Here is a 23,678-nt window from a genome sequence, read left to right on the forward strand (position 1 = left end):
GGCACGGCGCAGACCGGGACCGAGGCCATCGACCGCCGAACCGGACTCAGGCGATCCGAGGCGACGGACCCCTCGGCGCGGCGCAGCGCCGTCGTCGAGGCCGCCGAGCTGCTCGTGGATCTCCTGAGCGTGGGCGCCCGGGCGCTGGTGTTCGTGCGCTCACGGCGCTCGGCGGAGATCGTGGCCGAGCGGGCCCGGCACACATTGGGGCTCTCGCTGCCCGAGCTCATCGGCACGGTCTCGGCCTACCGCGGCGGCTACCTGCCCGAGGAGCGTCGGGCCCTGGAGGCCGACCTGCGCTCGGGCCGGCTGCGGGCGCTGGCCACCACCAGCGCCCTGGAGCTGGGTATCGACGTCACCGGCCTGGACGCGGTCCTCATCGCCGGCTGGCCGGGCACGCGAGTCTCGCTCGGGCAGCAGGCGGGCCGGGCCGGGCGGGCCGGCAGCCGCGGGCTCGCAGTCCTCATTGCCTCCGACAACCCGCTGGACGCCTACCTGGTGCACCACCCCGAGGCGGTGTTCGCCGCCCCCGAGGCCACGGTCTTCGACCCGACCAACCCCTACGTGCTCGCACCCCACCTGTGCGCCGCCGCCTCCGAGGCGCCCCTGAAAGCCTCGGACCTGGCCCTGTTCGGCCTGCCCGATGACGCCCTGCTGCGAGAGCTGGAGGGCCGGGGAGCGCTGCGACGTCGGCCCACGGGCTGGTTCTGGAACGTCAACCTTCCCGGGCGGCCTCAGGACCTGGTCTCGCTGCGCGGTGATGAACGGCCCGAAGTACCGGTGGTGGAGGCCGGCACCGGGGCCATCATCGGCACGGTCAACGGTGCGACCGCCGACTCCACCGTCCACGAGGGCGCCGTCTACGTCCACCAGGGGCGTGTCTACGTGGTCGAGGAGCTGGCCGATGACGTCGCGCTCGTGCGGCCCCGGGCGGCGGTCGGGTACCGCACGCGGGCCCAGGTGCACTCGAGCGTGCGCATCATCGCCGAGCGCGAGCAGCAGGTCTGGAGGGCGGCCGGACGCGGAGAGCCGACGATCACCTGGTCCTTCGGGTCGGTGGAGGTCACCAGCCAGGTGACGGGATTCCAGAAGACGGCGCTGCCCGGCGGGGAGGTCGTCTCGCAGCACGCCCTGGAGACGGACGAGCACGTGCTGCCCACCGCCGCCGTGTGGTGGACCATCCCGCTGAGGGCCTGCGAGGCCGGGGGCCTGGAGCTCGCCACGCTGCCCGGTGCCCTGCACGCGGCAGAGCACGCAAGCATCGGAATGCTGCCACTGCTGGCGACCTGTGACCGCTGGGATATCGGCGGACTCTCAACGGCGCTGCACCCGCAGACCGGCGCGCCCACCGTGTTCGTCCACGACGGGCACGCCGGCGGCGCGGGCTTCGCCGAGCGCGGCTACCGGGCCGGGCACGAGTGGCTGGAGGCGACGCTCGCCGTCATCGAGGGCTGCGGGTGCGCGAGCGGCTGCCCCTCGTGCGTGCAGTCGCCCAAGTGCGGCAATAACAACGAGCCCCTGGACAAGGCCGGGGCAGCCGTCCTACTGCGACTCCTGCTCGAGGTGGCACCCCAGGAGTGACGAGACGATTCCGGCGACAGATCCACCAAAAACTGTCCGGAATGGACGACTTTGACGCACTCCCCAACCCAGTACCCAGAAGTAACTGAACTCCGACCTGCCGCTTTGCGAATCGCACCTTGTGGGAGCGGCAGCAAAGTCGTCCGAAACGGTCAATCCGGCCGCCGAACCTGACGCGACGTGAGGCCGCTCAGTACTCGGGCATGAACGTAAATTCATAAGACGCTCTCCCTCATATTCATGAGATGCTCGCCCTCACGCAACGTGAGGCTGATACGTTCACAGCATGCTCGTTCGACTACTGCGCAGACACCTGCAACCGTATACGGGCCTGCTTCTGTGCGTTCTGGTGCTTCAGTTCGCCCAGGTGATGGCTTCCTTGTACCTTCCCACCCTCAACGCCGACATCATCGATAAGGGCGTGGCCACCGGGGACACCGGTTACATCTGGCGCACGGGCGCCTTCATGCTGGCGGTGAGCGTCGGTCAGGGCCTGTGCACGGTGGCGGCGACGTATCTCGCGGCGCGGGCGGCGATGAGCATGGGCCGCGACCTTCGCGGGGCGGTCTTTGAGCGGGTCAGCGGTTTCTCCGAGCGGGAGATCTCCGCCTTCGGGGCGGGCTCGCTCATCACCCGCAACACCAACGACGTCCAGCAGGTCCAGATGCTGGTGATGATGAGCTGCACGATGCTGGTGACGGCGCCGGTCATGGCGGTGGGCGGCATCATCATGGCGGTGACGCGCGCGCCCGGCCTGTCCTGGCTGATCGCGGTGTCGGTGCCGGTCCTGCTGGTGGCGGTGGGCCTCATCGTGAGCCGGATGCTGCCCCTGTTCCGCTCCTACCAGGACAAGCTCGACGCCATCAACCGGGTGATGCGCGAGCAGCTCACCGGCATCCGGGTCATTCGTGCCTTCGTGCGCGAGGAGGCCGAGACCGAGCGCTTCGAGGACGCCAACACCGACATCGCCTGGGTCGGCGAGCGCGTGGGCCGGCTCTTCGTCCTGCTGTTCCCGCTGGTGATGCTCGTGCTGGACGTGACGATCGTCGGCGTCATCTGGTTCGGCGGGCACCGGGTCGGCGACGGCGACGTGGAGGTGGGCACCCTCATCGCCTTCATGTCCTACCTCATGCAGATCCTCATGGGCATCGTCATGGCGAGCTTCATGACGATCATGATCCCGCGCGCGGCCGTGTGCGCTGAGCGCATCAGCGAGGTGCTGGCGACGCCGCCGACCATCACCTCCTCCCCCGACGCCGTCGACACCTTCCCGACTCCTGGAACGGTCGAGATGCGTCACGTCACCTTCGTCTATCCCGACGCCGACGCCCGCGTCCTGGCCGAGGTCAGTTTCACCGTGGAACCGGGCACGACGACGGCGATCGTGGGCTCGACGGCGTCGGGCAAGTCTACGGTGGTGCGGTTGCTGGCCCGGTTGCTGGAGGCGAGCTCGGGTCAGGTGCTCATCGGCGGCACCGACGTGCGCAAGGCCGACCCCGAGGCGCTGTGGGCGCAGTTGGGGCTCGTGCCCCAGCAGCCCTTCCTGTTCGCCGGGACCGTGGCCTCCAACCTGCGTCTGGGGCGAGAGGAGGCCTCCGACGACGAGCTGTGGGAGGCCCTGGAGGTCGCCCAGGCCAAGGACTTCGTGAGCCAGATGGACGGGGGCCTTCAGGCAACCATCGCCCAGGGCGGCACGAATGTCTCCGGCGGTCAGCGTCAGCGCCTGGCCATCGCCCGGGCCCTGGTGCGACGCCCCGACATCCTCATCTTCGACGACTCCTTCTCGGCCCTGGACGTGTCCACCGACGCACGGCTGCGCGAGGCCATGGGGCCGGCCACCGCCGGCATCACGAAGGTGATCGTGGCCCAGCGCGTTTCCACGATCACCGGGGCCGACCAAATCCTCGTCCTGGACGGCGGCCACCTGGTGGGCAGCGGCACGCACACCGAGCTGCTGGCTACCTGCCCCGTCTACCGCGAAATCGTCACCTCCCAGCTCGGAGCGGAGGCCGCAGCATGAGCACCAGCGCGAACAGCAACACAAGCACCGGCACGAGCACGGCCGTCGGCCCCGATGAGCTCAGCGAGGAGGACCTCAAGCTGGCCGCCGAGGCGCAGGCCTCCTCGGGCGACTGGCACGCCGGCCCGCCCCCTGGCAAGGCCGAGGCCTTCTGGCCCTCCTTCAAGCGGATGGTCGGGCTGCTGGGCGCCTACCGGAAAACCCTGGTGGTCGTAGCCCTGGCCGCAGTGGGAACGGTCGTGCTGGCCGTGGCGGCACCCAAGGTGCTGGGCCAGGCGACCAACGTCATCTTCGAGGGCGTGATCTCCACGATGCTGCCGGCCGGCACCACCAAGGCCCAAGCCGTCGAGGCCCTGCGGGCCCGAGGGATGGACGACTTCGCCACGATGCTCTCCGCGATGGACGTCGTCCCGGGCGCGGGCATCGACTACACCCGTCTGGGACGGATCCTGACGGTGGTGCTGGCTCTCTATATCGGCTCAGCAGTCCTCAACTGGCTCCAGGGCTGGCTCCTCAACCGCGTCACGGTCAAAGTCCTCTACCGGCTGCGCGCCCAGGTGGAGAACAAGGTCCACCGTCTGCCGCTGAGCTACTTCGACGCCGTCCAGCGTGGCGAGCTTCTCAGCCGCCTGACCAACGACGTCGACAACGTCACCAACACTCTTCAGCAGTCCCTGTCCAGCGCGCTGACCTCGATCCTCACGGTCGTGGGAGTGCTGGGGATGATGTTCTCCATCTCTTGGAAGCTGGCGCTGGTGGCGCTCATCATCTTCCCGCTCATGGGTGTGGTCTTCGGGGTCATCGGGCCGCGCTCGCAGAAGGCCTTCACCAATCAGTGGGCGCGCACCGGCAAGATCAATACCCGGGTGGAGGAGTCCTTCTCCGGGCACGCCCTGGTGCAGGTCTACGGGCGCACGGACTCGGTGCGCGAGGCCTTCGCCGCCGAGAACGAGGAGCTCTTCCGGGCCTCCCTGCGCGCGCAGTTCCTCTCCGGGATCATGATGCCGATCATGCTGGTCATCGGGAACCTGAACTACGTGGCCATCGCGGTGGTCGGCGGCGCCATGGTCGCCTCCGGTTCCCTGCGCCTGGGCGATGTGCAGGCCTTCATCCAGTACTCCCAGCAGTTCTCCCAGCCCCTGGGCCAGCTCGGCGGCATGGCCACCGCCGTGCAGTCTGGGACCGCCAGCGCTGAGCGGATCTTCGAGCTGCTCGACGCCGAGGAGCAGCGGCCCGACGACGCCGCCCCGGAGAACACCACTACGGCCGCCGCAGACATTGCGGCCGCCGAGAACGCCGACCAGGGTTCGCAGGCCCGCCCCAAGGACCCGGTGGGCCCGGGAGTCATTGAGATGGAGCACGTGCGCTTCTCCTACAGCCCGGAGGTCGAGCTCATCCGCGACCTGTCGCTGCGGGTGGACCCTGGGCACACGGTCGCGATCGTGGGACCCACGGGGGCGGGCAAGACCACCCTAGTCAACCTGCTCATGCGCTTCTACGAGCTCGACGGCGGCCGCATCCTGCTCGATGGGCGCGACATCGCCACCATGACGCGCCACGACGTGCGCCGTCGGACCGGCATGGTCTTGCAGGATCCCTGGCTGTTCGCCGGCACGATCCGCGAGAACATCCGCTACGGGCGCCCCGGGGCCACCGATGAAGAGGTCGAGGCCGCCGCCAGGGCGTGCTTCGTCGACCACATCATCAAGGCCCTGCCACAGGGATACGACACGGTCCTGGAGGAGGACGCCGCCAATATCTCCTCCGGCGAGCGACAGCTGCTCACGATCGCGCGGGCCTTCGTGGCCAACCCGGCCGTGCTCATCCTCGATGAGGCCACCAGCTCGGTGGACACCCGCACCGAGCTGCTGGTCCAGCAGGCCATGAACGCGCTGCGCCAGGGCCGCACGAGCTTCATCATCGCCCACCGGCTGTCCACGATCCGCGACGCCGACACCATCCTGGTCATGGAGCACGGCGACATCATCGAGCAGGGCAACCACGATGAGCTCATCGCGGCCGATGGCGCCTACGCGCGCCTCCACGCGGCTCAGTTCGCCAACGGCGCCACCGTCGCCGTCGAGGACTGAACTTCGGGCCGGGTCGAGCCGAACGGAACTCGACCGGACCGCACTGGCCCCGGTTCGACTAGGCAGGGACCGGGGACGCCGCCCTCATCGGGGGTGGGCAGGGTTTCCCGCCCGCCCCGACGCATTGCGTCAGGCGGCGGCTCGGTGACCTGGTCATGGTCCGGGCGGGGCGTCGACGGGGCCGGCGCGGGCCTCGGCGGTGGCCCGGCGGGGCAGGCCGAGGATTGTCGTCGAGATAGTGACACTGACGGTGACGTCCTCACCGGCCACGGAGCAGGCGCTCATCGAGGCACCGTTGGCGGCAGCGACGCGCTGGGCCATGGCGCAGGGGTCGCCGGGGGCGACCACCGAGGACAGGACCGTGGCACCGGAGATGGCCGCGAGATCAGCGGCGGTCCGGGCCCGACCGGTGGCGCTCTGGGCCTGGATGAGGCCCGCGATGCCGACCGCCGCAGCCAGGAGCACCGCGATGACGCCCAGGGCGTAGACGGTCCCCGAACCGCGCTCGTCCCATCGAGGCCGGCTCATGGGTTGCTCGGCTCGGTGTAGGTGCAGGCGCGGGCGCGCGCCGTCAGGCCCAGCCCACCCAGGGGACCGGGTACGGGCCTGGCGGCGGTGACGCAGGTGAGCTCTCCCTGCTCGACGCCGAGGCTCACCCCTGCGGCCACGCGCTGGGCGGCTTCGGCATAGTCGTCCCGGCCGATGGCGGCCTGACGTGCGGCCGTGCGGGCGGCGTCGGCCACCCGCAATTGGGTGACGCCGGCGCTGACGGCCGCCAGCACGATGAGGAGTACGAGGACGACAGCGGGCAGCGACAGCGCCGTCTCGGCCGTCACCATGCCCTGATCGCTCCGTTCATCGGACTCATCCGCACCGCCGGTTTCACCGGGCCCTTTGGACTCGCCCTGCCCGTGGGCCCGGTGGCCGGGTGGCGGGCGCGACTCGACCCTGCCGCCGGGCCCACGGGAACCGGGACCCGGACGACGACGTCGGCCACCGCCGGGTGGCCGGACCACTCGGGGGCGAGCGCGCCCACCCGCTGCGATGACGCCGCACATCACACCGAGAGCGCCGACTCGATGATGGACCGCAGGGCGCCGCTCAGGCTGCCCGAGCGCATGAGCGCCAGTAGCAGACCGGCGAAGGCCGCGGCCGCCAGGGTCCCAATGGCGTACTCAGCGGTGGCCATGCCCTCCTCCCCGGACGTCAGACGCCGCAGGAGGGTCGGCTGCGCCGACGGGTGGCCCGGACGGGCCAGCATCACGCTGGTGCGCAGCGCGCGCAGAGTGGTGCTCGTAGATCTCCTCATGGTGGTTCTCCTCTGGTTGGTGGGGATCAGCGCGCCGCTGCTCCCCAACGGGCGCCGTGCCCGCCCAACCAGAATCAGTCCGCCCCGGGGTCCCGCGCTCAGGGGCTTCTCGGCCCTGTGGAGGCCACCTGCAGTCCCGGGCCTGTGGCATCGGGGGCCGCCCGCCCTTCAGCCGATCTGCCCGGCCGCGTGGGTCGTTCTCACGGGCGGAGGCATTCCGTGCGTACGGGTGCGCGCGATTTTCTGTGTGGAGACAGTCACGCGGCCGGGTGCAGGATTCCCGTCCCCGTACGCGCGAACCGCACCCGCTGGCGTTGAGAGCCTCAGTCCTCGATGAGCTCGCGGATCTCGGCGGCGGTCAGGGCCGCCGGGCTGAGGCTGCCCGCACCCGCAGCCCCGGCTGCGCCCTCGGCGCCGCCGTCGGTCCCCTCGACGACCCGGGCGAAGAGCTCGGCCTTCTTCTCCTTGAGGGCCATGACCTTCTCCTCGATCGTGTCGGCCGAGACGAGACGGTAAACCATGACGGGCTTGTCCTGGCCGATCCGGTGGGTGCGGTCGACAGCCTGCTCCTCGGTCTGCGGGTTCCACCACGGGTCCAGCAGGAAGACGTAGTCGGCCTCGGTGAGCGTGAGCCCGAAGCCGCCGGCCTTGAGGGAGATGAGGAAGACGTCGGCCCCGCCGGCCCGGAAGGCGTCGATGACCTCCTGGCGGTTGGAGGTGCCACCGTCCATGTAGGCGGTCCGCACGCCGGCGTCTTCCAGGTGCTCGCGCACGCCGGAGAGGTAGCGCGTGAACTGGGAGAAGATGAGCGCGCGGTGCCCCTCGGAGACGATGGGGCCCAGGTGCTCCAGCAGCACCTCGACCTTGGCCGACGGGCTCGGCCGCCGACCGGGCCCCGGCTGCCCCTTGGAGGGCGCGGTGGCCGCCTTTCCTGTCATGCCGCGGACCGGCTTCTTCCCGGGACTATCCGTTCTGGAAGCGTTGTCCCCTGCCTGGGCGTCGACGAGCGCCGGGTCGAGCGCCATCTGCCGCAGGGTGGTGAGCGCCTTGAGGGCGATGAAGCGCCACTGCGCCGTGTCCTCCTCCAACAGCCCGAGGATCTTCTGCCGCTCGCGCGCCAGGCGCTGGTCGTAGGCCTTGCGGTGCTTGGCGCCCAGCTCGACGGCCAGGACCTGCTCGGTCTTGGCGGGCAGGTCCGCGGCCACCTGCTCCTTGGTGCGCCGCAGCAGGAAGGGCCGCATCCGGCGCCGCAGCCGCCCCAGTGCTTCGGCGTCCCCGCGGTCGATCGGCTTGCGGTAGACCTGCCTGAATCGCTCGGGTTCGGGCAGCAGTCCCGGCGCCGCAATGCTCATGAGCGCCCATAAATCCATGAGCGAGTTTTCCAGCGGCGTTCCGGTGATCACGATGGTCGACGGCGTCCGCAGCCGTCGCACGGCCTTGTAGGTGGCCGAGGCGTGGTTCTTGACGAACTGGGCCTCGTCGCACACCACCCAGGACCAGTCCTGGGCGATGAACTCCCCCTCGCACATGCGCGCGATCGTGTAGGAGGTGACGACGACGTCGCAGCGCGCCGTGATCTGCTCCAGGGTCTCCTCGCGCTTGGCGGCCGTCCGCGTCACCGCCCGCACCCGCAGCCCCGGGCAGAAGCGCTCGGCTTGCTCCACCCAGGAGCCGACGACAGAGGTCGGCGCGATGACGAGCACCGGCCCGGTTCCGTCCGGCTCGTTCAGCGCATCGGAGTCAGTCGATTCGCTGTCCTCATCGGTACCGTCGTCGACCGGTGCCTCGCCCCCGGCGCCCTCGCGCTCCTCGACGAGCCGCTGGACGGCGGCGAGTACCTGGACGGTCTTGCCCAGTCCCATATCGTCGGCCAGGACCCCGCCGAGGCCGGCCTGACGCAGGAAGTCCAGCCAGCGGTAGCCCTCGAGTTGGTAGGGGCGCAGCGTCGCCCGCATCCCCTCGGGTACGGGAGCCTCGTCGGCGCTGCCCCCGGCATCGGCGACAGCGTTGTGCCCAGCAGCGGCCTCGGCGGCGCGCGCCCGCTCCAGCAGCCGCCCAACCCGCTCTTTCCAGCGGGCCGTGGCCCGCCCGATGACGCCGAGGGACTCCAGGACCTCGTAGTAGCCGGCGTGCAGGGCACTGACCCGCAGGGTGCCGTGCGCCTGCGGGTCGGCGAGCTCGCGGCCCTCCTCCATGAGGCGGGCCAGGGCCTCGATCTCCGGGCGGTCGATGCTCACCCAGGTGCCCGACTCCAGGAGCACCTCGGGCTCTCCGGCGGCCACGGCCGCCATGAGCAGGGCCAGAGGGATCTCCTCTTCGCCCACGTGGACGCGCACGGACAGGGAGAACCAATCGGGGCGGTCCTCGTCGTCGCTGACGCTGGTGGTGATGACCGGGGTGTCGGCGGCCTCGCGGTAGTCGGGGACGTCGTCGTCGACCTCGACGTCGAAGGCCTCCATCTCGAGCAGAACCGGCAGCGTCTCGGTCATGAATCGGGCCGTGGCCATGCCGCGCAGGTCCAGGGGGTGCCAGACGGCCGGGTGCCGGGCGGCCAGGGGCAGCAAGCGGTTGAGGACCTCGCGGGCCAGGCGGGTCTCCCCCTCGATGTCCCGGCCGGCGGCCCCACCCTCGATACGGCCCTCAGCGGCCGCGGAAAGGTCGGGGACGCCGTGACTGTGCCGGGCCTCGCCGTCCTCGCAGATGTAGCGGATCGACCACTCGGTGGTCAGGTGATGCTCCTCGGCGTCGACGTGGACCGCGAGCGCGGCGCGCAGCGTCGTGGGCCGGGGCATGCGGATGGAGGCGTCGGCGGACAGGATCGGCAGTGCCCGGGTGAGGGCCTCGAGGTGCTCGGTCTCGAAGCGCTCGACGTCTCCGGCCGGGATGGTGATGGCCTCACCGTCGCCCAGCAAAACCCGGGAGAGCGCCTCGGTGGGGCGCGGCTCAATAGGCATGAGGAGCAACTCGCGCCCGGGCATCCACGTGTAGAAGCCGTGGACCGGGTCGCCGATCGGCATGAGGGAGAAACTGAGGTTCAGTCCGGGGTCCTGTAGGCGGCGCAGCTCCTCGACGTCGTCGATCTCCAGGGCGGGGGCGATGACGACGCCTCCGTCCTCCTCCCGGATGAGGTGGACGCCGCCGCGCAGCCCCTCGGCGAGGTGGACGGGCATGCCGTGGCGCTGGGCGGTGGTCAGGGTCAGGCCAGCCGCCATTCCGCGGCGCAGCACGTCCCAGACAAGGGTGGGTGCGGTGGTCAGGGAGATATGGTCGTCGGCGTAGTAGAAGCCGGAGCCGCCGGCCATGCCGGCCAGCTCGCGCAGGACGCCCATGACGGTGTGGTCTACCTCGTCGTCGAGGCCGCCGGTGGCGATCTGGCTCCAGGAGGCGCCCTGCTTGTTCCATCCGCGTTTGCCCTCGATGAGCGGCAGCATAGACAGCCCCCGGGGAGTGCCCCACAGGTTGCCGGGATCGTCGGCAATCTCCAGGGCCATCCGACGGCGGGGCGCGCGCTCCACCTCCAGCAGACCGGCGAGCCGGCTCTCCCAGGTTGGGGGCCGGGAGGCGTCCCCGACATCGGGCTCCTCCTGCGCCAGGGAACGTGCCGTGATGAGCAGGGCCGCCACGTGCTTGCAGTTGGTGCCCACCGGGCACGAGCAGTTGCCGGCCCAGGTCGCCGGGCCTCTCCGGCTGTTCTGCTTGCGGAAGACCATGGTCTGGTAGATGCGGGTGCCCGAGCCCTTGGACTGTGCGCTGATGATGTCCCCGTCCCCGGCGACGCCGATGCCCCGCACCCGGCCCTTGCGCGCGTAGTCCAGGCCGCGCTGGAAGGCCCCGCGGCCGACCCGACTGATGATCTGGTCATCAGTGAGTCCCACCGGCCAGTCGTCATGCCGAATCGCGCGCGCCATGGCCACCAGGTTACGGACCGGGCTCGACACGATCGCGAACCGCCGGCATGCCGGCCCAACGCCCAACGCGAACGGGTCCGGCTACGCACCTGGTGAGACGGGAGCTGGACGAGAGTATGGCCCCGGGCTCCAACGTCTCCCCCTCCGGGAGGACCCGAGCCGGATCCGGATCTCGCACCTACGAGGGATCACAGATGGGTCACGGCGCGTTGTACTGGATACATGAATGCGATGCTGATCTGTGAAGAATTGTTCCTCCTGCTGACCAAGGACTCCGGAAAGCCCGAGAGTCGCATGACCTACCCGACCTACGGACTCACCGGCGCACTGCTCACCGACCTGCTACTGGCCAGCCGCATCTCCCTGACCGAGGACCGCAGCCCCCGCGTCTACATCGTCAACTCCGGGCCCACCGGGCACCCCGTGCTGGACTGGGCGCTGACGGTCCTGCCCGCCAAGGACGGCAAGCGCTTCTCCTCCCTGGTCCCGTGGGGCAAGCTCAACCCCACCCACCGTATTGCCGAGTCCTTGGAGGCGGCCGGCACCATCCGCATCCACACCGGAGGCCTGTTCGGCTCCTTCAACCCGACCTATCCCACACTCGACCCCGTCCCCGAGCGGCAACTGCGCGAGCGCATTGACGGCGCCCTGCGCGGGGTGCAGCCGCCCACCGGACCGGACGTCGCCCTGCTGGCGATCCTGCAGGCACTCAATATCGCGCCGGTCGTCCTGCCGCAGCAGGAGACCGGGCTCAGCCGCGGTGAGCTCAAGCGCCGGATCAAGGAGCTCTCGGGGGAGAACCCCGTGGGCCGCGCGGTGCAGCGAGCCGTGGACGCCACGACGATGGCTATCATCGCGGCCACGAGCGCAGCGGTGGTGTCGACCAACTGATCGGAGGCCACCCCGCCGCCAAGACTCGCCCTCGTGGCCGGCCAGTCATCGGCGGCCGAGTCCCCTGCAGCACGCCAAACCACATCACCCGCAACCGAGAGCCCGCAGCAGCAAGTCCTGCTCGACGTCGGACAACGGCTCGGCCCCGTCGTCTCCGGTCGCAAAGGCGATCCCGACGAGGACCGCTCCCAGGACCAGTCGGGCTCCGGCATGAGGATCCAGATCGGGAGCGCCCTCACTGCGCGCCCGGGCCCGGTCCCGGATCTGCTCCAGGTGAGAGCCAGTGGCGGCGAGGAGCTCCCCGAGGAGCAGTTCCTTGAGCTCCGGGTCCTGCGGCAGCTCGCCCAGAAGAGACAGCACCGCCTGGCCTGTGGCCCCCGACAGCGCCCGGTTCTTGTGGGCGATGAAGGCCTGCAGGTCACCTTGCAACGAACCGGTATCGAAGTCCTCAGCCGCGGCAGCGCCGGAATCCACAGCCTCGTCGGTCACGCCGATCTCGATCATGCGCCTGGTCGAGGCCAGAACGAGTTCGCGCTTGGTGGGCCACCGGCGGTAGAGGGTGGCGGTGGAGACGCCCGCACGCCGGGCCACGGCTGCCGTCGTCAGCGCGGCGTAGCCGCTCTCGGCCAGGAGGTCGCGCACGGCCAGCATGATCGCCGGCCCCAGAGCGGCGTCAACCGGCCGCCCCGGGGCGCGCTTGCCCCTCGGCGCTTGTGAGCCCACTGCGTTCATGGGGCGATCGTACCGACCAATAATGAAACTGATTGACTTCGTTTCCTAGAGCTGTCAGGCTGCGTCCATGCGATCTTCGGCAGCACACTCCACTGACAACTTCGACTCCACCATCGATCTGAGCGGCATCCCGATCGACACCAGCAGCCCCGTCATGGTCACCAGCGCCACCGGCTACCTGGGCAGCTGGGTCACCAAGTGCCTGCTCGACGCCGGCCTCACCGTCCATGCCGCCGTGCGCGACCCCCAGAACACGAACAAGGTGGCCCACCTGAATCGCATCGCCGAGCAGGCGCCGGGCACCCTGCGCCTCTTCTCCGGCGATCTGCTCCAGCCCGGCTCCTACGACGAGGCGATGGAGGGCTGCGCGGTCGTCATCCACACGGCCTCCCCGTTCATTCGCGCAGTCGATGATCCCCAACGAGATCTTGTCGCCCCAGCACTGCAAGGAACTCGCAACGTGCTGGCCGGAGTCGGACGCACACCATCAGTCACGCGAGTGGTCCTCACCAGCTCAATCGCCGCCATGTACGGTGACGCCGCGGATATCGAGGGCTACCCGGGGCGAATCCTGACCGAGACCTGCTGGAACACCACCTCCTCCCTGTCCCATGAGCCCTACCCCTACTCCAAGACGCTTGCGGAGAAGGAGGCGTGGCGACTGGCCGCAGGACAGGATCGGTGGAGGCTGGTGACCATCAACCCGTCCATGATCCTCGGCCCCTCACTGGGCAGCGCCCCCACCAGCGAGAGTTTCACCACGATCCGGATGATGATCGACGGCACCGCTCGCCTCGGGGCGCCACGCGTGGGAATCAGCGTCGTCGATGTCCGCGAGGTGGCCCAGGCGCATATCGCCGCCGCCTTCCTGCCCGAGGCCCACGGCCGCTACATCGCTTCCGCGGAGGATACCGACATCTTCGCGCTCACAAGCACTCTGCTGCCGCGCTTCGGCAGGTCGCTCCCATTGCCGCGGCGCGCCCTGCCTCGGCCAGTAGTAGTGGCCATGGCGCCCAGGCTTGGACAGACTCGAACCTATATTCGACGCAATGTGGGTTACACGGTCCGCTCCGATGCCTCCCGGAGCCGCCTCGAACTGGGCACCCGTTACCGGCCAGCCCAGGCGTCACTGGAGGAGATGGTCGAGCAGATGCTCCCCTAGCTCGGCAAAAGACCGGCGTCACCCGCCTCGGGGCCGACGGCGCCTGGCAGCCCGGGCCGTGCCGCCGCGCCGTCGTGAGTGGTGCCAGCGCTCGCGCCACAGGGCGTGGTCCTGCTCGATCTCGGCCAGGCGAGCAGCCAGGCGATGCGACTCCTCCAGCGACAGCCCCCGGGCGTGCACCCCCAGCTCGGCCAGACGCTGAATCGCCGGCGTCGCCTGCTCGCGCAGATCGGGCCAGCCCACCAGGTCGGGCTGGGCCCGCCGACTCACCCCTCCGGCCGGGGCGAGAGAGTCCGCCGGCAACCTGATACCGCTGGGCGGCGACGCCGGCCGCCGCGGCTCCGAGACGTGCTCACCGGCCGGGACGGTGGCCTCCTCGGGGGTGCGCCCGTCGGGAGCGGCGGGTCCCTGGGCCACGCGCATCACCTCGTTGGCCGGAACGTGGTCGCTCTTGCGCCCCAGAGCCAGCCCCGCAGCCGGCATAACGAGCACCGAGAGCACCCCGGCCAGCACGAGCGTGGAGGCGAAGGAGGTCGACATGGCCTCGGCGCTGACCGCCACCTGGGTGACGGCCACGATGATGGGCAGCGCCGTCGTCGAGTAGACGGCGATCTGGAGGCTCTGGCGCATCGAGTAGGCGCGCGAGCCATCTCGACGCCGCTCCATGCGAGAAGCCAGCCATACCGGCACCCCCCGCACGAGTACCAGCAGCACGAGGAAGGCCAGCAGGTTGACCACGTCCCCGACATGGAGGCCGAGATCGATGCCCATGCCGGAGGTCACGAAGAAGATCGGCACGAAGAACCCGTAGGCCAGGCCGTCGAGCTTCTCCTCGAACTGGGCGTCGCCCTCGGGCAGGACGTGGCGCAGCACGAAACCGGCGGCAAAGGCCCCCAGGATGACATCGAGGTCGAAGACGGCGGCGATCGCGCACAGCCCCACCAGCAGCAGGACGGTGGCTCGGATGGTGGTCTGCGCCGTCGTCGAGGCTCCTAAGTGGATGGCCTTCACCAGGCGGCGCCCCACGCGTTTGACGCGGCTGGTGAAGCGAACGATGAGCAGGGTGATGACGAGGAAGACGCCCAGGATCACCAAGCTCGCCCAGGTGGAGCGCGAGCCCAGCAGCAGCGCCATAAGGAGGATCGGGCCGACCTCGCCGACGGCTCCGTGGTTGAGGATCGAGGCGCCCACCGCCGTGGGCAGCAGACCGCGGTCGCGCAGAATCGGCAGAATCGTACCGATCGCCGTCGAAGTCATCGCGATGGCGATGGCGATGCCGTTGGCCGATAGCGCGCCACCAGTCACCCCGATAACCGTCACGGCCCCGAAGGCCAGACCCAGCGAGAGCATCCAGGCGATGGCGGCGTGACGCCCGCCCGCCCCGCGCAGCTCGTTGACGTCGATCTCGTAGCCGGCCATGAGGAAGAGGAAGGCGACGCCGAGCTCACGCAGCAACTCGATGGAGGAGCCCTCACCGGCCAGCCCCAGGCCATGGGGGCCGATGACCATACCGCCCAGGATGAGGAGGACCACCTCGGGCACGAGCCGCTTGGGGATGGTCCATGAGACCAGCGGTGCCACGAAGGCCACCGCCACGATGAGCAGCAGGGAGGTGAGGACCTGAGCCAGGTCAGTCATAGATGCATCGCCTCCTTGTCTCTGGTCGATCGGGTGCGGGGAAGTTGGGATCGCAGCAGGGCCGGGCCCGGCGCATAAGTCTGCACGAGCCAGTGAGACTACCCCGACCTCGACGGGCCGAAGGCATCAGTGCGTTCGCAAGACCACCCGAACCCTTGATGACGTGATGCGTTGATGCGTTGATGCGACCATGATCGTGTGAGGACAACACTTGAAATCGATGATCGGGTTCTGTCCCTCGCCCGTGAACGTGCCCACCGCGAAGGAGTGTCACTTGGGCGCACCGAGATGACGAACACTGATCGCCTGCGACGTGGTCTCTGGGCTCAGCGAGCTGACATCACTCGATGAGCACGTCTTTCTTGTCGACGACGCCCCGCTCGCCGAACCGTCCATCAGCTTTTCAGGCCTGAAGGGCCCGAAGCAAGTGACCGACCTGCACCTGGTAGACCTCGCTGCACACCACAATGCTGTTCTCGCGACCATGGACGGACGCATGCTCCAGGCACTCACGTCACCAGACCGTCGATACCTCGAGCTCATTCCTGTATAGGCGAGACTCAATCAGTCCCACAGAGACGCAGAGGCATCCGAGGGAGCGCGGGCCGCCACAAGGCGTCACAATGGAGGCATGCTCATGCCGTACGCCCCCTCCGCCGAACCACTCACGCGCCTGGCCGATGGGACGGTCAAGCAGATCAACCCCTTCACCGGCACCGAGGTGTGGACCGTGCCGGGCCGCGCCAACCGCCCCATCTCGCACCCGGTGGCCGAAGTCCGCCCGCTCGAGACGGCCGATCGCACCCACAGCTGCGCCTTCTGCTCGGCACGCTACCTGGACACGCCTCCGGAGAAGGCGCGCGTCGTGCGCCGGACCGACGGCGGCTTCGAGCGTCTCGACACCGTGACCGCCTCCGCCCTGTTCGACACGGTGGCCGAGTTCCGGCGGGTGCCCAACCTCTTCGAGATCCTCTCCTTCGACTACTGGCACATCAACCACGGCTACGAGATCCCCGACGCCGCCCGTGAGCGCATGGAGGCCTACCTGGCCGAGCCGGCCGGCGTCGAGCACGTGGAGCGGGTGGCGCGCACCAAGCTGGCGGCCGCGGGCGCGGACCCGGCGTCCTGGGACTCGATGGACGCGCGGGCCCGCCAGACCTTCCTGGCGGCCTTCTTCGCCGGGGGCCACGACGTCATCATCGGTCGGCGCCACTTCACCGACGACGCCGTCGACACCTCTGCCCTGGCCGGCTCGGGAACGCTGAGCGTGGCCGAGCACCGCGCCTACACGCACCTGGCGATCCACGCGATGCAGAGCCTGTACGAGGCCAACCGATGGGTGCGCTACGTGGCCGTCTTCCAGAACTGGCTGCGACCGGCCGGGGCGAGCTTCGACCACCTGCACAAGCAGCTGGTCGGTATCGACGAGCGCGGCGTGACCAGTCAGCTGGAGCTGCAGAAGGTGCGGGCCAACCCCAACTTGTACAACGAGATGGCAGTGGACTACGCCGCCTACCAGGGGCTGCTCGTGGCGAGCAACGAGCACGCGGTGGCCTTCGCCGGGTTCGGGCACCGCTACCCGACGCTGGAGGTGTACTCGACGTCGGCCATGCCCGAGCCGTGGCTCATGAGCCGCGAGGAGGTCGACGCCGTCGCCGACCTGGTCCACGCCCTGCACGCGGCCACGGGCGCGGACGTGCCCAGCAACGAGGAGTGGCACCACAAGCCCCTCGACGTGGACCAGCCCATGCCCTGGCACATCACGCTCAAGTGGCGGGTCTCCACCCTGGCCGGGTTCGAGGGCGGCACGAAGATCTACCTCAACACGATCGACCCGTGGACGCTGCGCAACCGCGTGGTGGCCAGACTGGAGGACCTGCGGGCGGACCGGCTCATCGCGCCGATGACCGTGGGCGAGGAGTGTCCGATGACGCCCAACCGGCTCCTGTACAACCCGATCCTCACCGCCCGGCCATGAGGCCTGTCCGGCACAGACCGACGTCGTCGACGGCGCCGGACTGGGCGGGCCGTACTGCACGAGGCCCAGGGTGTACTGACCAGGGGTCGTCCGTACTGCGCGGGATCGGGGCTCGCCTGGAGTACGTCCCGACTTTCCCCAGTAGTCCCCAACGCTCGTGGAGTACGGCGAAGCAGTGAGCGAGAAAGTGGGCCCGCCGTACCCGGCAGCCTCAGCAGCCCAAGGCGCTGCGCTCCTCGGGGCCCACCCAGCCCGAACGGCCCTCCAGGGCGCGGAACCAGCGGGCCAGGGCCGGCCAGAAGGAGATCGACGGCGCCTCCCCGCCGGGGTAGTGCTGGCGTCCGCCGTACTCGTAGGACTGGACGGTGGTGAACAGGCGGATGTCGCTACCGGTGGGCTTGTCACCGCACAGGAACTGGCCGATCGAGACGACGGCGGACAGGGCCGGCCCGTCGAGCATCGTCAGGCCGTCCTCGCGGGAGGCCTCCATTCGCGTGGCCCGGGCTAGGAGGGTGTCGATGACGTCGAAGCCCACGAGCACACCGTTGGCGGCAGCGGCGGCCTTCTCCGGGTCCTTGGAGTGCGTGGCCACCGCGTGGCCGATGTTGATCTGGGAGCCGATCCACTCGTCCCAGGCGTCGGTGGAGTTGCGACGGTTGAGCGGATAGAGGTCCGGGGCACCCTCGCGCTGGAGGTCCCACCAGGCGGTGGACAGGTCGAAAAGCATGTCACCGGAGTCGTCGCTGACGACCTCACCGGTGGTCATGTCCACCAGGGCCGGGACGGTGGGGGGCGGCTCGTAGCCTGGGGTCTTCTCGTAGACCTCGGCCAGGGAGCGGGCGCCGAGCGCCGGGTCGACGCCGGGCTCGCCGTTGGGGCCGGTCAGCTCCCAGTAGCCGTCCGCACCCTTGCCGTAACTCCAGGACACGGGGATCGCCTCGGTCAGGCCGAGCAGGCGCCGGGCGATAAGGACGCGGCGGCACCACGGGCACGAGCCCGCCGCCACGAGTCGATAGCGCCCCGCCTCCACGGGTAGATCGCCGCTGGGTATGAATCGGTGTGAGACTGCGATGGCCATGGGGTGCCTCCCGGGAGGGTCGTCAAGGGGGTCGTGATGCCCAAGGCTTATCATTCCTCGCCCGGCTGCGGCCGTCAGCCGATTCACACGGGGCGAACCTCCCACGCATCACATTCGCGATACGCCACCCGCCCGTGCCCCACGGGGACCTTTGACGCGTACGGAGACGCCCTCGACTCAACGGGGGACACTCCGCGCGTACGGGGGCTGGATTCCTGTCCCCGTACGCACGACACTCCCCCGGCCGCACAGGAATGTCCCCGACGGCGGGCGAGACGCAGCGCCGAGGGTCAGCGCAGCGTCTCCTCGATGGAGACCACGAACTCCAGGGCGTCGTGCCCGTCCCACTGCGGCTCGCCCAGCAGGTCTCGCACGCGGGCGCAAGCGGCCAGCGCCTCCTGGCGCTCGCCGCGCTCGGCGTGCAGGCGCGCCAGCATGCACAGGGCGCGCGAGGCCGAATCCCGATCCTCGGTGTCCATGTATCCGTCGTAGGCGGCCTCGCAGTGCTGGACGGCCTGCCAATTCTGGCCGGTGCGCCACAGGATCCAGGCCATGTCGTCGTGCCAGTCGCCGATCTCCCAGGCCGAGGAGTATCCCTCGGTGTCGGCCACCCCGGCGAAGGCCTGGCGAGCCTCCTCCATGACCTCCTGGGCCTCGGCGAGCCGGGCGCGGGCCATGGGCAGGGTGAGGTCATCCACCAGCGCTCGGGCCGAGCGGCGCAGCGCCCGGCCCCGGTCCAGACGCCCCTGGTCGGTGCGGGTGTCCTCCAGGTCGGCAGCCCGACGGAACAGCGCGGCGGCGCGCACATTGTCCTTGAGGTTGGAGGCGGCCATCGCCGCGTGCGAGAGGTACTCCCCCGCCAGCGCCCGACGTCCCTGGTCCTGGAGGATCCGGGCGGCAGCCAGTGAGTGCTCGCCGACGCTCTCCTCCTCGCCCATGGCCATGCCGGTCTGGGCCAGGAGCCGGTGCAGGTACAGGGCGATGCTGTCCGCCCCGGCGCGTTGCGCCAGCGACAGGGCGGACTCCAGGACCTCGGCGCTCTCCAGGTAGCGTTCGGAGGCCTCCAGCGCCGAGCCCAGCGACAGCAGTGAGGCCACGGCGTACAGGGTGATGCCTGCGGCCAGCATGATGTTGGCCTGCTCGCGGAACTGGGTGATGGCCTCGTCGAACTGGCCCACCCCCATCGAGGAGATGCCCAACAGGCGCCGTCCGCGGGCCGCCAGCACCGGGGAGACCATCTCGTGGCGGCGCATGACCTCCTCGGCCAGGAGGCAGCCGTTGTAGACGTCGCCGCACTCGGCCAGGACCTCGGCGCGCGCCATGTCGAGGATGTCGTCCATGCGCTCGGCGTGGCGGTCCTTGGGGACGGCCGCGGCGGCCCGGGCGACGACTTGGATCGCCCCGAGCGCCTCGTCCCTGGCGTGCAGGTCGGTGAGGACCGAGGCCCCCACGAGCAGCGCGTCGGCGGCCAGTACGAGGGCGTCGGTGCCCCCTGGGTCGAGCAGCTCGGTGTACACCAGATCCTCCACCTGCGCCTCGATCTGCCCGATGAGCGCGGTGGCGCGCCGCAGGCGCCGGTCGCGCTCGGCCTCCTGGGAGCGCTCGGCAATGGAGTCGGCGGTGATCTCGTTGTCGAGGTTGAGCAGGTCGACGTAATAGGCGCCCAGCGGCCCGAAGGCCAGCTCGATGAGGGGGCGGATCCGCAGGCGCTCGGCGATGGCCTCCTCCATCTCGGTGCGGCAGGTCAGAGCGGCGGCCCGCAGCAGCCCCGTGTGGTACTCCAGCCCCGGAATCTCCTCGCCAGGAGGCGGCAGCAGGTCGCGCGTGGCGACCTGGTCGACGACGTACCAGTAGTCCATCGTCGATGAGCCGATGCAGCGGCGGTGCTCGACGTAGCGGCGCACTGCCTCCTCCCCGCTGCGCACCGGCCGGGGCCGCACGAGGTCCACCAGGGGGAAGGGCTCGTCCCCGCCCTGGTGGCTGGTGGCTCCGCGTCCGGCGCGGGAACGCCGGCCTCCGGCCTCCGGGCCCGACGACGTCGTGCGGGGCGCGTGCTCCCGGACCGAGCCGTCGTCGTCGGCCACGAGTCCCAGCAGGGAGGCGACATCGGGCTCGGCACCGTCCTCATCCGTGGTCAGGCTCGTCTGGGCTGGCTCGGGCAACTCCTCGGAGGGTTCCAGAAGGTCGACCTCCACCCCCAGCCCGTGGACCGCGCCGGGGGCGGTGTCGAAGGCGGCCCGCGCCAGGGAGCGCTCCAGGTGGTCGGAGATCGTGCTGTTGCCGTTGCGCACGTCGAACTGGTGGGCCAGGCGCCGGGCCCAGCCGGTCATTTCGGCGTAGGCGCGCGAGATGGTGGTGGAGGCGGCCAGCCCCGGCATGGGGTACCACAGGTCGGCGGCCGGGAGCTCGACGCCCAGTGCCTCCTCGCCGCGGCCGGCCCGCTCGGCCTCGCGCAGCACCAGGCTCATGCCGCGCAGGGCCGACAGCAGCACGTAGGCGGACTCGGCCTGGGCCAGCCAGGGCAGGTGGCGTCGCAGGACGTCCAGACCGCGGTCCACCCGGCCCACGAGCGCCAGGTACTCCAGGTGGTAGGCCACGGAGATGAGGGCCTTGGGCGTACGGCGGATCTCCCGGTAGGAGCGCAGGTGCGCCTCCCATGCCGCCCGCGGCCGCCCGGAGGCCAGCAGGGGCAGCAGCACGAGGGACTGCATGGTCTGGGGCTGCACGGAGCAGCCGACGGCACCGGTCAGCACGGGCACGGCCGTGGCCACGGCCAGATCCCAGGCCTCGGTGCGGTAGGCGAAGGCGACCTGGCGCATGGGGTCACAGCCCTCGCAGTCGGCGTTCTCATCGCGGTGGGTGGCCCGCCAGGCGGCCAGCTCCTCGGCGGCCTCCTCCTCCAGGCCAAGCAGGCCCGCCACTGAAGCCCGCTCGCCGTGGACGACATGCATGGAGGCGCCCTCGGCGCGGTAGAACTCCTCGAGACTGGCCTCGAGCTGGCGGACCTTGTCCTTGGAGACCTTGGGGTTGGCGCCGGCTACGGCCACCGCCCACTTGAAATGCCAGTGCAGGGTGCGCACCTGGGCGTCGTCGAACAGCTCGGGGCGGCGCTGGTAGCGGGCCAGGTTCCACACGAAGGGCGCCAGCGCCTTCCACTCCTCGTTGCCCTGCTGGTAGGCCTCGGTCAGGGCCAGCCGGGTGGCGACCCGAAGGTCCTCATCGCCCAAGGCGTCCGCCCAGCTGACGGCCTCCGCGACGAGGGCCGAGGCCTTGGGGCCGTGGCCGAGGGCATCGGCGTAGGCCAGGCGCTCGAGGATGTCTTCGCGTGTTGTCATGGGGTCTGTCCTTCCGGGCGAAGCCTGGCGTTGCGCCGTCATGAGGCGAAGGCTCCCACCATGTCCTGCGAGGACGCGCGGAGAATGGTCCACGCGCCCCGGGAGCGCCGCGGGAGGAGACCCGCCATCCCGGGCCGCTCGACGGTGAACGGCGGCGTGGGCATATCGGGCTCCTTTCGTCCAGCGGGGCGGTTGTCCGACGTCCAGTGTTACCGAACAGTTATAGAATCCGCTACCGCTGCGGCAACGGGCAACTCGGTCGCAGGGCATGTCGGGAGCCGACGCCGTACCCCGACCGGCCGGTTTCAGAACCGCCCGCCCCGGTGACGGCTCCCACCACTCCAGTGTTTCCAACGAGTTTCGGGCGACTGGGGTCGTCGACCCCGTATGGACTACGACACGAGCAGGGGCTCGGGGGTGTCGGTTGTCTCAACCTCGGTTCCGCCGTCAGCATCACCCGGGGAGGTCGTGCCCTTGTCACTCTTGACGCCGGCGGCGGGCTCTGCGTGGATGCCCGCCCGGACCCGCGCATGCGCGTCGGCTCCTGGGCCGTCGACGAAGACGGCCATCTCGACCGTCGCGTCCGTCAGCCCGTCCATCACCGCCTCCGTGGGCGTGTCCGCGCTCGTATCCGGCCGGCCGGCGGGCTCGGCGACGTCAACGAGCCGGGTAGGGTCAACCGGTTCGGCGGACCCGGCCATATCAGTCGCCTCGGGCAGTGCGACGACGGCCGCCTCCTGCGCGCGGGCGGGCTCGGCGTCGGAGTCGATATCGCGGCGAGTGCCGGCACCGCCGTCGAGTAGGTCGAGGACCTCGCGCAGGGCCTCGTCGATACCGTTGAGGGCGAAGTCCATGGCGCCGGCGAGCTGGGCGTCGTCGAGCCCGACGGCGATGTTGATGAGGACCTCGGCGCACAGGCCCAGACCGGCGTCGTCGACCTCGGTGTAGAGGGCGGGGATGAGCCGGCCGCTGGAGACCTCCTGGGCCACGGCGCGCACCCGCGAGAGCTCCGCGGGCCCTGGGGCCGGGCCGTCGAACTGGTGGTGGGCGCGCACGACGAGGATGCGGCGGTCGACCACCATGAGCACGTAGTCGAAACCGGCCACCCGGGAGCGCACCACCCCCTCGGACAGGTCCATGTCGTAGCCGTAGCCGCGCTCGGCGAACCAGGCGGCGAGCCGCCTGAGGGTCACGGTCGGGGTGACGGACCCCTCCGGCTGGTTCCACCAGGCCATCAGTCCTCCTCCCAGGTGATGAGCTCGGGGAATCGATCCTCCACGGCGGAGAAGAAGGCCCGGGTCATTCCCAGACCCATGTCCATGAAGGCGTCGAGCTGGACGTCGCTCATGCCCGCGCCGATGTAGGCCACCATTTGGGTGCTCAGCAGCAGCGAGCTCGGGTCGTGGGCAGGGGTGACGGCCAGGTCCGGCCCGTAGGTGGAGCGGTGCTGGGTGTCGATGAAGGCGCGCATCTCGTCGAGTCTCTCGGCCGCCGGGCGCCCGCGCCACATGCCGGCCACGACCAGGGCCGCTTCCTCGTCATGCAGGTAGACACCGATGTCGCAGCCCGGGAAGCCCATGAAGACGGCGCCGTCCTCCTCCGGCCCGGCAGCGATGCCGCGCTGGGACAGCCAGTTCTCGACCCTGGTCAGGGTCAGTGCCGGTTGCACGCTCATGGACGTTCTCGACTCCTTCCCAATACGAGGTCCGATGCAGATCTGGTGAGGGGCTCTGATGCGGGGATCGCGGCATGGGCTGTGACGCCCGGACCGGCCGCCGGCACCGGCGCGCAAGCCGGTCTCAGAACTCGATATCTGCCGCGATGTCCGCGACGGTGTCGACCTGGCCGGCCCCGGTCTGTGCGCTGCGCACGCTACCCGGAGAGGCCCCCTGACTCATAGCCGGGTTCGAGGCGCCGACGGCGTCGGCCCACCCCATCGGGGCCGAACCGCCCTGG

Annotated in this window: 16 protein-coding genes; 6 read left to right on the forward strand and 10 right to left on the reverse strand. The window is 70.2% G+C overall.

The window, feature by feature from the left end; all coding sequences use genetic code 11:
• From HMPREF0975_RS02630 to HMPREF0975_RS02640, 3 genes are all read left to right on the forward strand, one after another.
• The coding region (locus HMPREF0975_RS02630) for a DEAD/DEAH box helicase (protein WP_009232573.1) at positions 1–1,581 on the forward strand (1,581 nt) is incomplete at its 5' end.
• Between the two features lie 286 nt (positions 1,582–1,867).
• The gene (locus tag HMPREF0975_RS02635) at positions 1,868–3,601 is read left to right on the forward strand and encodes an ABC transporter ATP-binding protein (RefSeq protein WP_009232574.1); all 1,734 of its coding nucleotides are present in this window, start codon (positions 1,868–1,870) and stop codon (positions 3,599–3,601) included.
• A complete protein-coding gene (locus HMPREF0975_RS02640) occupies positions 3,598–5,691 on the forward strand; it encodes an ABC transporter ATP-binding protein (protein WP_009232575.1) in 2,094 nt (697 codons plus the stop codon). The genes HMPREF0975_RS02635 and HMPREF0975_RS02640 overlap by 4 nt, the downstream gene beginning before the upstream one ends.
• A gap of 153 nt (positions 5,692–5,844) precedes the next feature.
• Here HMPREF0975_RS02640 and HMPREF0975_RS02645 read toward each other — a convergent pair whose 3' ends face one another.
• From HMPREF0975_RS02645 to HMPREF0975_RS02660, 4 genes are all read right to left on the reverse strand, one after another.
• Positions 5,845–6,219, reverse strand: coding sequence for an Rv3654c family TadE-like protein (locus HMPREF0975_RS02645; protein ID WP_009232576.1), 375 nt, complete (start codon positions 6,217–6,219; stop codon positions 5,845–5,847).
• Positions 6,216–6,530 (reverse strand): TadE family type IV pilus minor pilin, encoded by a 315-nt coding sequence (locus tag HMPREF0975_RS02650; RefSeq protein WP_009232577.1) that lies wholly within the window; start codon positions 6,528–6,530, stop codon positions 6,216–6,218. Before HMPREF0975_RS02650 ends, HMPREF0975_RS02645 begins: the two co-directional genes overlap by 4 nt.
• A gap of 218 nt (positions 6,531–6,748) precedes the next feature.
• On the reverse strand, positions 6,749–7,000 hold the full coding sequence (locus HMPREF0975_RS02655; RefSeq protein ID WP_009232578.1) for a DUF4244 domain-containing protein: 252 nt from the start codon (positions 6,998–7,000) through the stop codon (positions 6,749–6,751).
• 323 nt (positions 7,001–7,323) lie between these two features.
• Positions 7,324–10,908 carry a DEAD/DEAH box helicase gene (locus HMPREF0975_RS02660; RefSeq protein ID WP_049939391.1) on the reverse strand — a complete coding sequence of 1,195 codons (3,585 nt, stop codon included), beginning with the start codon at positions 10,906–10,908 and terminating at the stop codon, positions 7,324–7,326.
• Positions 10,909–11,139: 231 nt separating this feature from the next.
• Between HMPREF0975_RS02660 and HMPREF0975_RS02665 the strand changes: the two genes are divergently transcribed.
• A complete protein-coding gene (locus HMPREF0975_RS02665; RefSeq protein ID WP_009232580.1) occupies positions 11,140–11,799 on the forward strand; it encodes a GOLPH3/VPS74 family protein in 660 nt (219 codons plus the stop codon).
• An 84-nt stretch (positions 11,800–11,883) separates the two neighbouring features.
• Here the strand turns inward: HMPREF0975_RS02665 and HMPREF0975_RS02670 are convergent, their stop codons facing one another.
• A complete protein-coding gene (locus tag HMPREF0975_RS02670) occupies positions 11,884–12,531 on the reverse strand; it encodes a TetR/AcrR family transcriptional regulator (protein ID WP_009232581.1) in 648 nt (215 codons plus the stop codon).
• Between the two features lie 67 nt (positions 12,532–12,598).
• On the opposite strand from HMPREF0975_RS02670, the gene HMPREF0975_RS02675 reads away from it, so the two are divergent.
• A complete protein-coding gene (locus HMPREF0975_RS02675) occupies positions 12,599–13,693 on the forward strand; it encodes an NAD-dependent epimerase/dehydratase family protein (protein WP_009232582.1) in 1,095 nt (364 codons plus the stop codon).
• A gap of 18 nt (positions 13,694–13,711) precedes the next feature.
• On the opposite strand, the gene HMPREF0975_RS02680 is transcribed toward HMPREF0975_RS02675, so the two are convergent.
• A complete protein-coding gene (locus HMPREF0975_RS02680; protein ID WP_009232583.1) occupies positions 13,712–15,331 on the reverse strand; it encodes a cation:proton antiporter in 1,620 nt (539 codons plus the stop codon).
• Positions 15,332–15,962: 631 nt separating this feature from the next.
• Between HMPREF0975_RS02680 and HMPREF0975_RS02690 the strand changes: the two genes are divergently transcribed.
• Positions 15,963–17,309 (forward strand): DUF4921 family protein, encoded by a 1,347-nt coding sequence (locus HMPREF0975_RS02690; protein WP_049939354.1) that lies wholly within the window; start codon positions 15,963–15,965, stop codon positions 17,307–17,309.
• A gap of 211 nt (positions 17,310–17,520) precedes the next feature.
• Here the strand turns inward: HMPREF0975_RS02690 and HMPREF0975_RS02695 are convergent, their stop codons facing one another.
• From HMPREF0975_RS02695 to HMPREF0975_RS02710, 4 genes are all read right to left on the reverse strand, one after another.
• Positions 17,521–18,387 carry a glutathione S-transferase C-terminal domain-containing protein gene (locus HMPREF0975_RS02695; RefSeq protein WP_009232586.1) on the reverse strand — a complete coding sequence of 289 codons (867 nt, stop codon included), beginning with the start codon at positions 18,385–18,387 and terminating at the stop codon, positions 17,521–17,523.
• Between the two features lie 290 nt (positions 18,388–18,677).
• Positions 18,678–21,722 (reverse strand): hypothetical protein, encoded by a 3,045-nt coding sequence (locus HMPREF0975_RS02700; protein ID WP_009232587.1) that lies wholly within the window; start codon positions 21,720–21,722, stop codon positions 18,678–18,680.
• A gap of 392 nt (positions 21,723–22,114) precedes the next feature.
• Positions 22,115–22,957, reverse strand: coding sequence for a hypothetical protein (locus HMPREF0975_RS02705; RefSeq protein ID WP_009232589.1), 843 nt, complete (start codon positions 22,955–22,957; stop codon positions 22,115–22,117).
• Positions 22,957–23,397 carry a YbjN domain-containing protein gene (locus HMPREF0975_RS02710; RefSeq protein WP_009232590.1) on the reverse strand — a complete coding sequence of 147 codons (441 nt, stop codon included), beginning with the start codon at positions 23,395–23,397 and terminating at the stop codon, positions 22,957–22,959. Before HMPREF0975_RS02710 ends, HMPREF0975_RS02705 begins: the two co-directional genes overlap by 1 nt.
• Between the last annotated feature and the right edge of the window lie 281 nt (positions 23,398–23,678).

Source organism: Actinomyces sp. oral taxon 849 str. F0330, from assembly GCF_000239715.1.
In the GTDB taxonomy this organism is placed as follows: Bacteria; Actinomycetota; Actinomycetes; order Actinomycetales; family Actinomycetaceae; genus Actinomyces; species Actinomyces johnsonii.

Excerpts from the sequence above, each read along its gene's own strand:
- HMPREF0975_RS02700 (WP_009232587.1), bottom strand. The coding sequence starts at position 21,722 with ATGACAACACGCGAAGACATCCTCGAGCGCCTGGCCTACGCCGATGCC.
- HMPREF0975_RS02645 (WP_009232576.1), bottom strand. The coding sequence starts at position 6,219 with ATGAGCCGGCCTCGATGGGACGAGCGCGGTTCGGGGACCGTCTACGCC.
- HMPREF0975_RS02665 (WP_009232580.1), top strand. The coding sequence starts at position 11,140 with ATGCTGATCTGTGAAGAATTGTTCCTCCTGCTGACCAAGGACTCCGGA.
- HMPREF0975_RS02650 (WP_009232577.1), bottom strand. The coding sequence starts at position 6,530 with ATGGTGACGGCCGAGACGGCGCTGTCGCTGCCCGCTGTCGTCCTCGTA.
- HMPREF0975_RS02675 (WP_009232582.1), top strand. The coding sequence starts at position 12,599 with ATGCGATCTTCGGCAGCACACTCCACTGACAACTTCGACTCCACCATC.
- HMPREF0975_RS02655 (WP_009232578.1), bottom strand. The coding sequence starts at position 7,000 with ATGAGGAGATCTACGAGCACCACTCTGCGCGCGCTGCGCACCAGCGTG.
- HMPREF0975_RS02705 (WP_009232589.1), bottom strand. The coding sequence starts at position 22,957 with ATGGCCTGGTGGAACCAGCCGGAGGGGTCCGTCACCCCGACCGTGACC.
- HMPREF0975_RS02690 (WP_049939354.1), top strand. The coding sequence starts at position 15,963 with ATGCTCATGCCGTACGCCCCCTCCGCCGAACCACTCACGCGCCTGGCC.
- HMPREF0975_RS02695 (WP_009232586.1), bottom strand. The coding sequence starts at position 18,387 with ATGGCCATCGCAGTCTCACACCGATTCATACCCAGCGGCGATCTACCC.
- HMPREF0975_RS02640 (WP_009232575.1), top strand. The coding sequence starts at position 3,598 with ATGAGCACCAGCGCGAACAGCAACACAAGCACCGGCACGAGCACGGCC.
- HMPREF0975_RS02680 (WP_009232583.1), bottom strand. The coding sequence starts at position 15,331 with ATGACTGACCTGGCTCAGGTCCTCACCTCCCTGCTGCTCATCGTGGCG.
- HMPREF0975_RS02635 (WP_009232574.1), top strand. The coding sequence starts at position 1,868 with ATGCTCGTTCGACTACTGCGCAGACACCTGCAACCGTATACGGGCCTG.
- HMPREF0975_RS02670 (WP_009232581.1), bottom strand. The coding sequence starts at position 12,531 with ATGAACGCAGTGGGCTCACAAGCGCCGAGGGGCAAGCGCGCCCCGGGG.
- HMPREF0975_RS02710 (WP_009232590.1), bottom strand. The coding sequence starts at position 23,397 with ATGAGCGTGCAACCGGCACTGACCCTGACCAGGGTCGAGAACTGGCTG.
- HMPREF0975_RS02660 (WP_049939391.1), bottom strand. The coding sequence starts at position 10,908 with ATGGCGCGCGCGATTCGGCATGACGACTGGCCGGTGGGACTCACTGAT.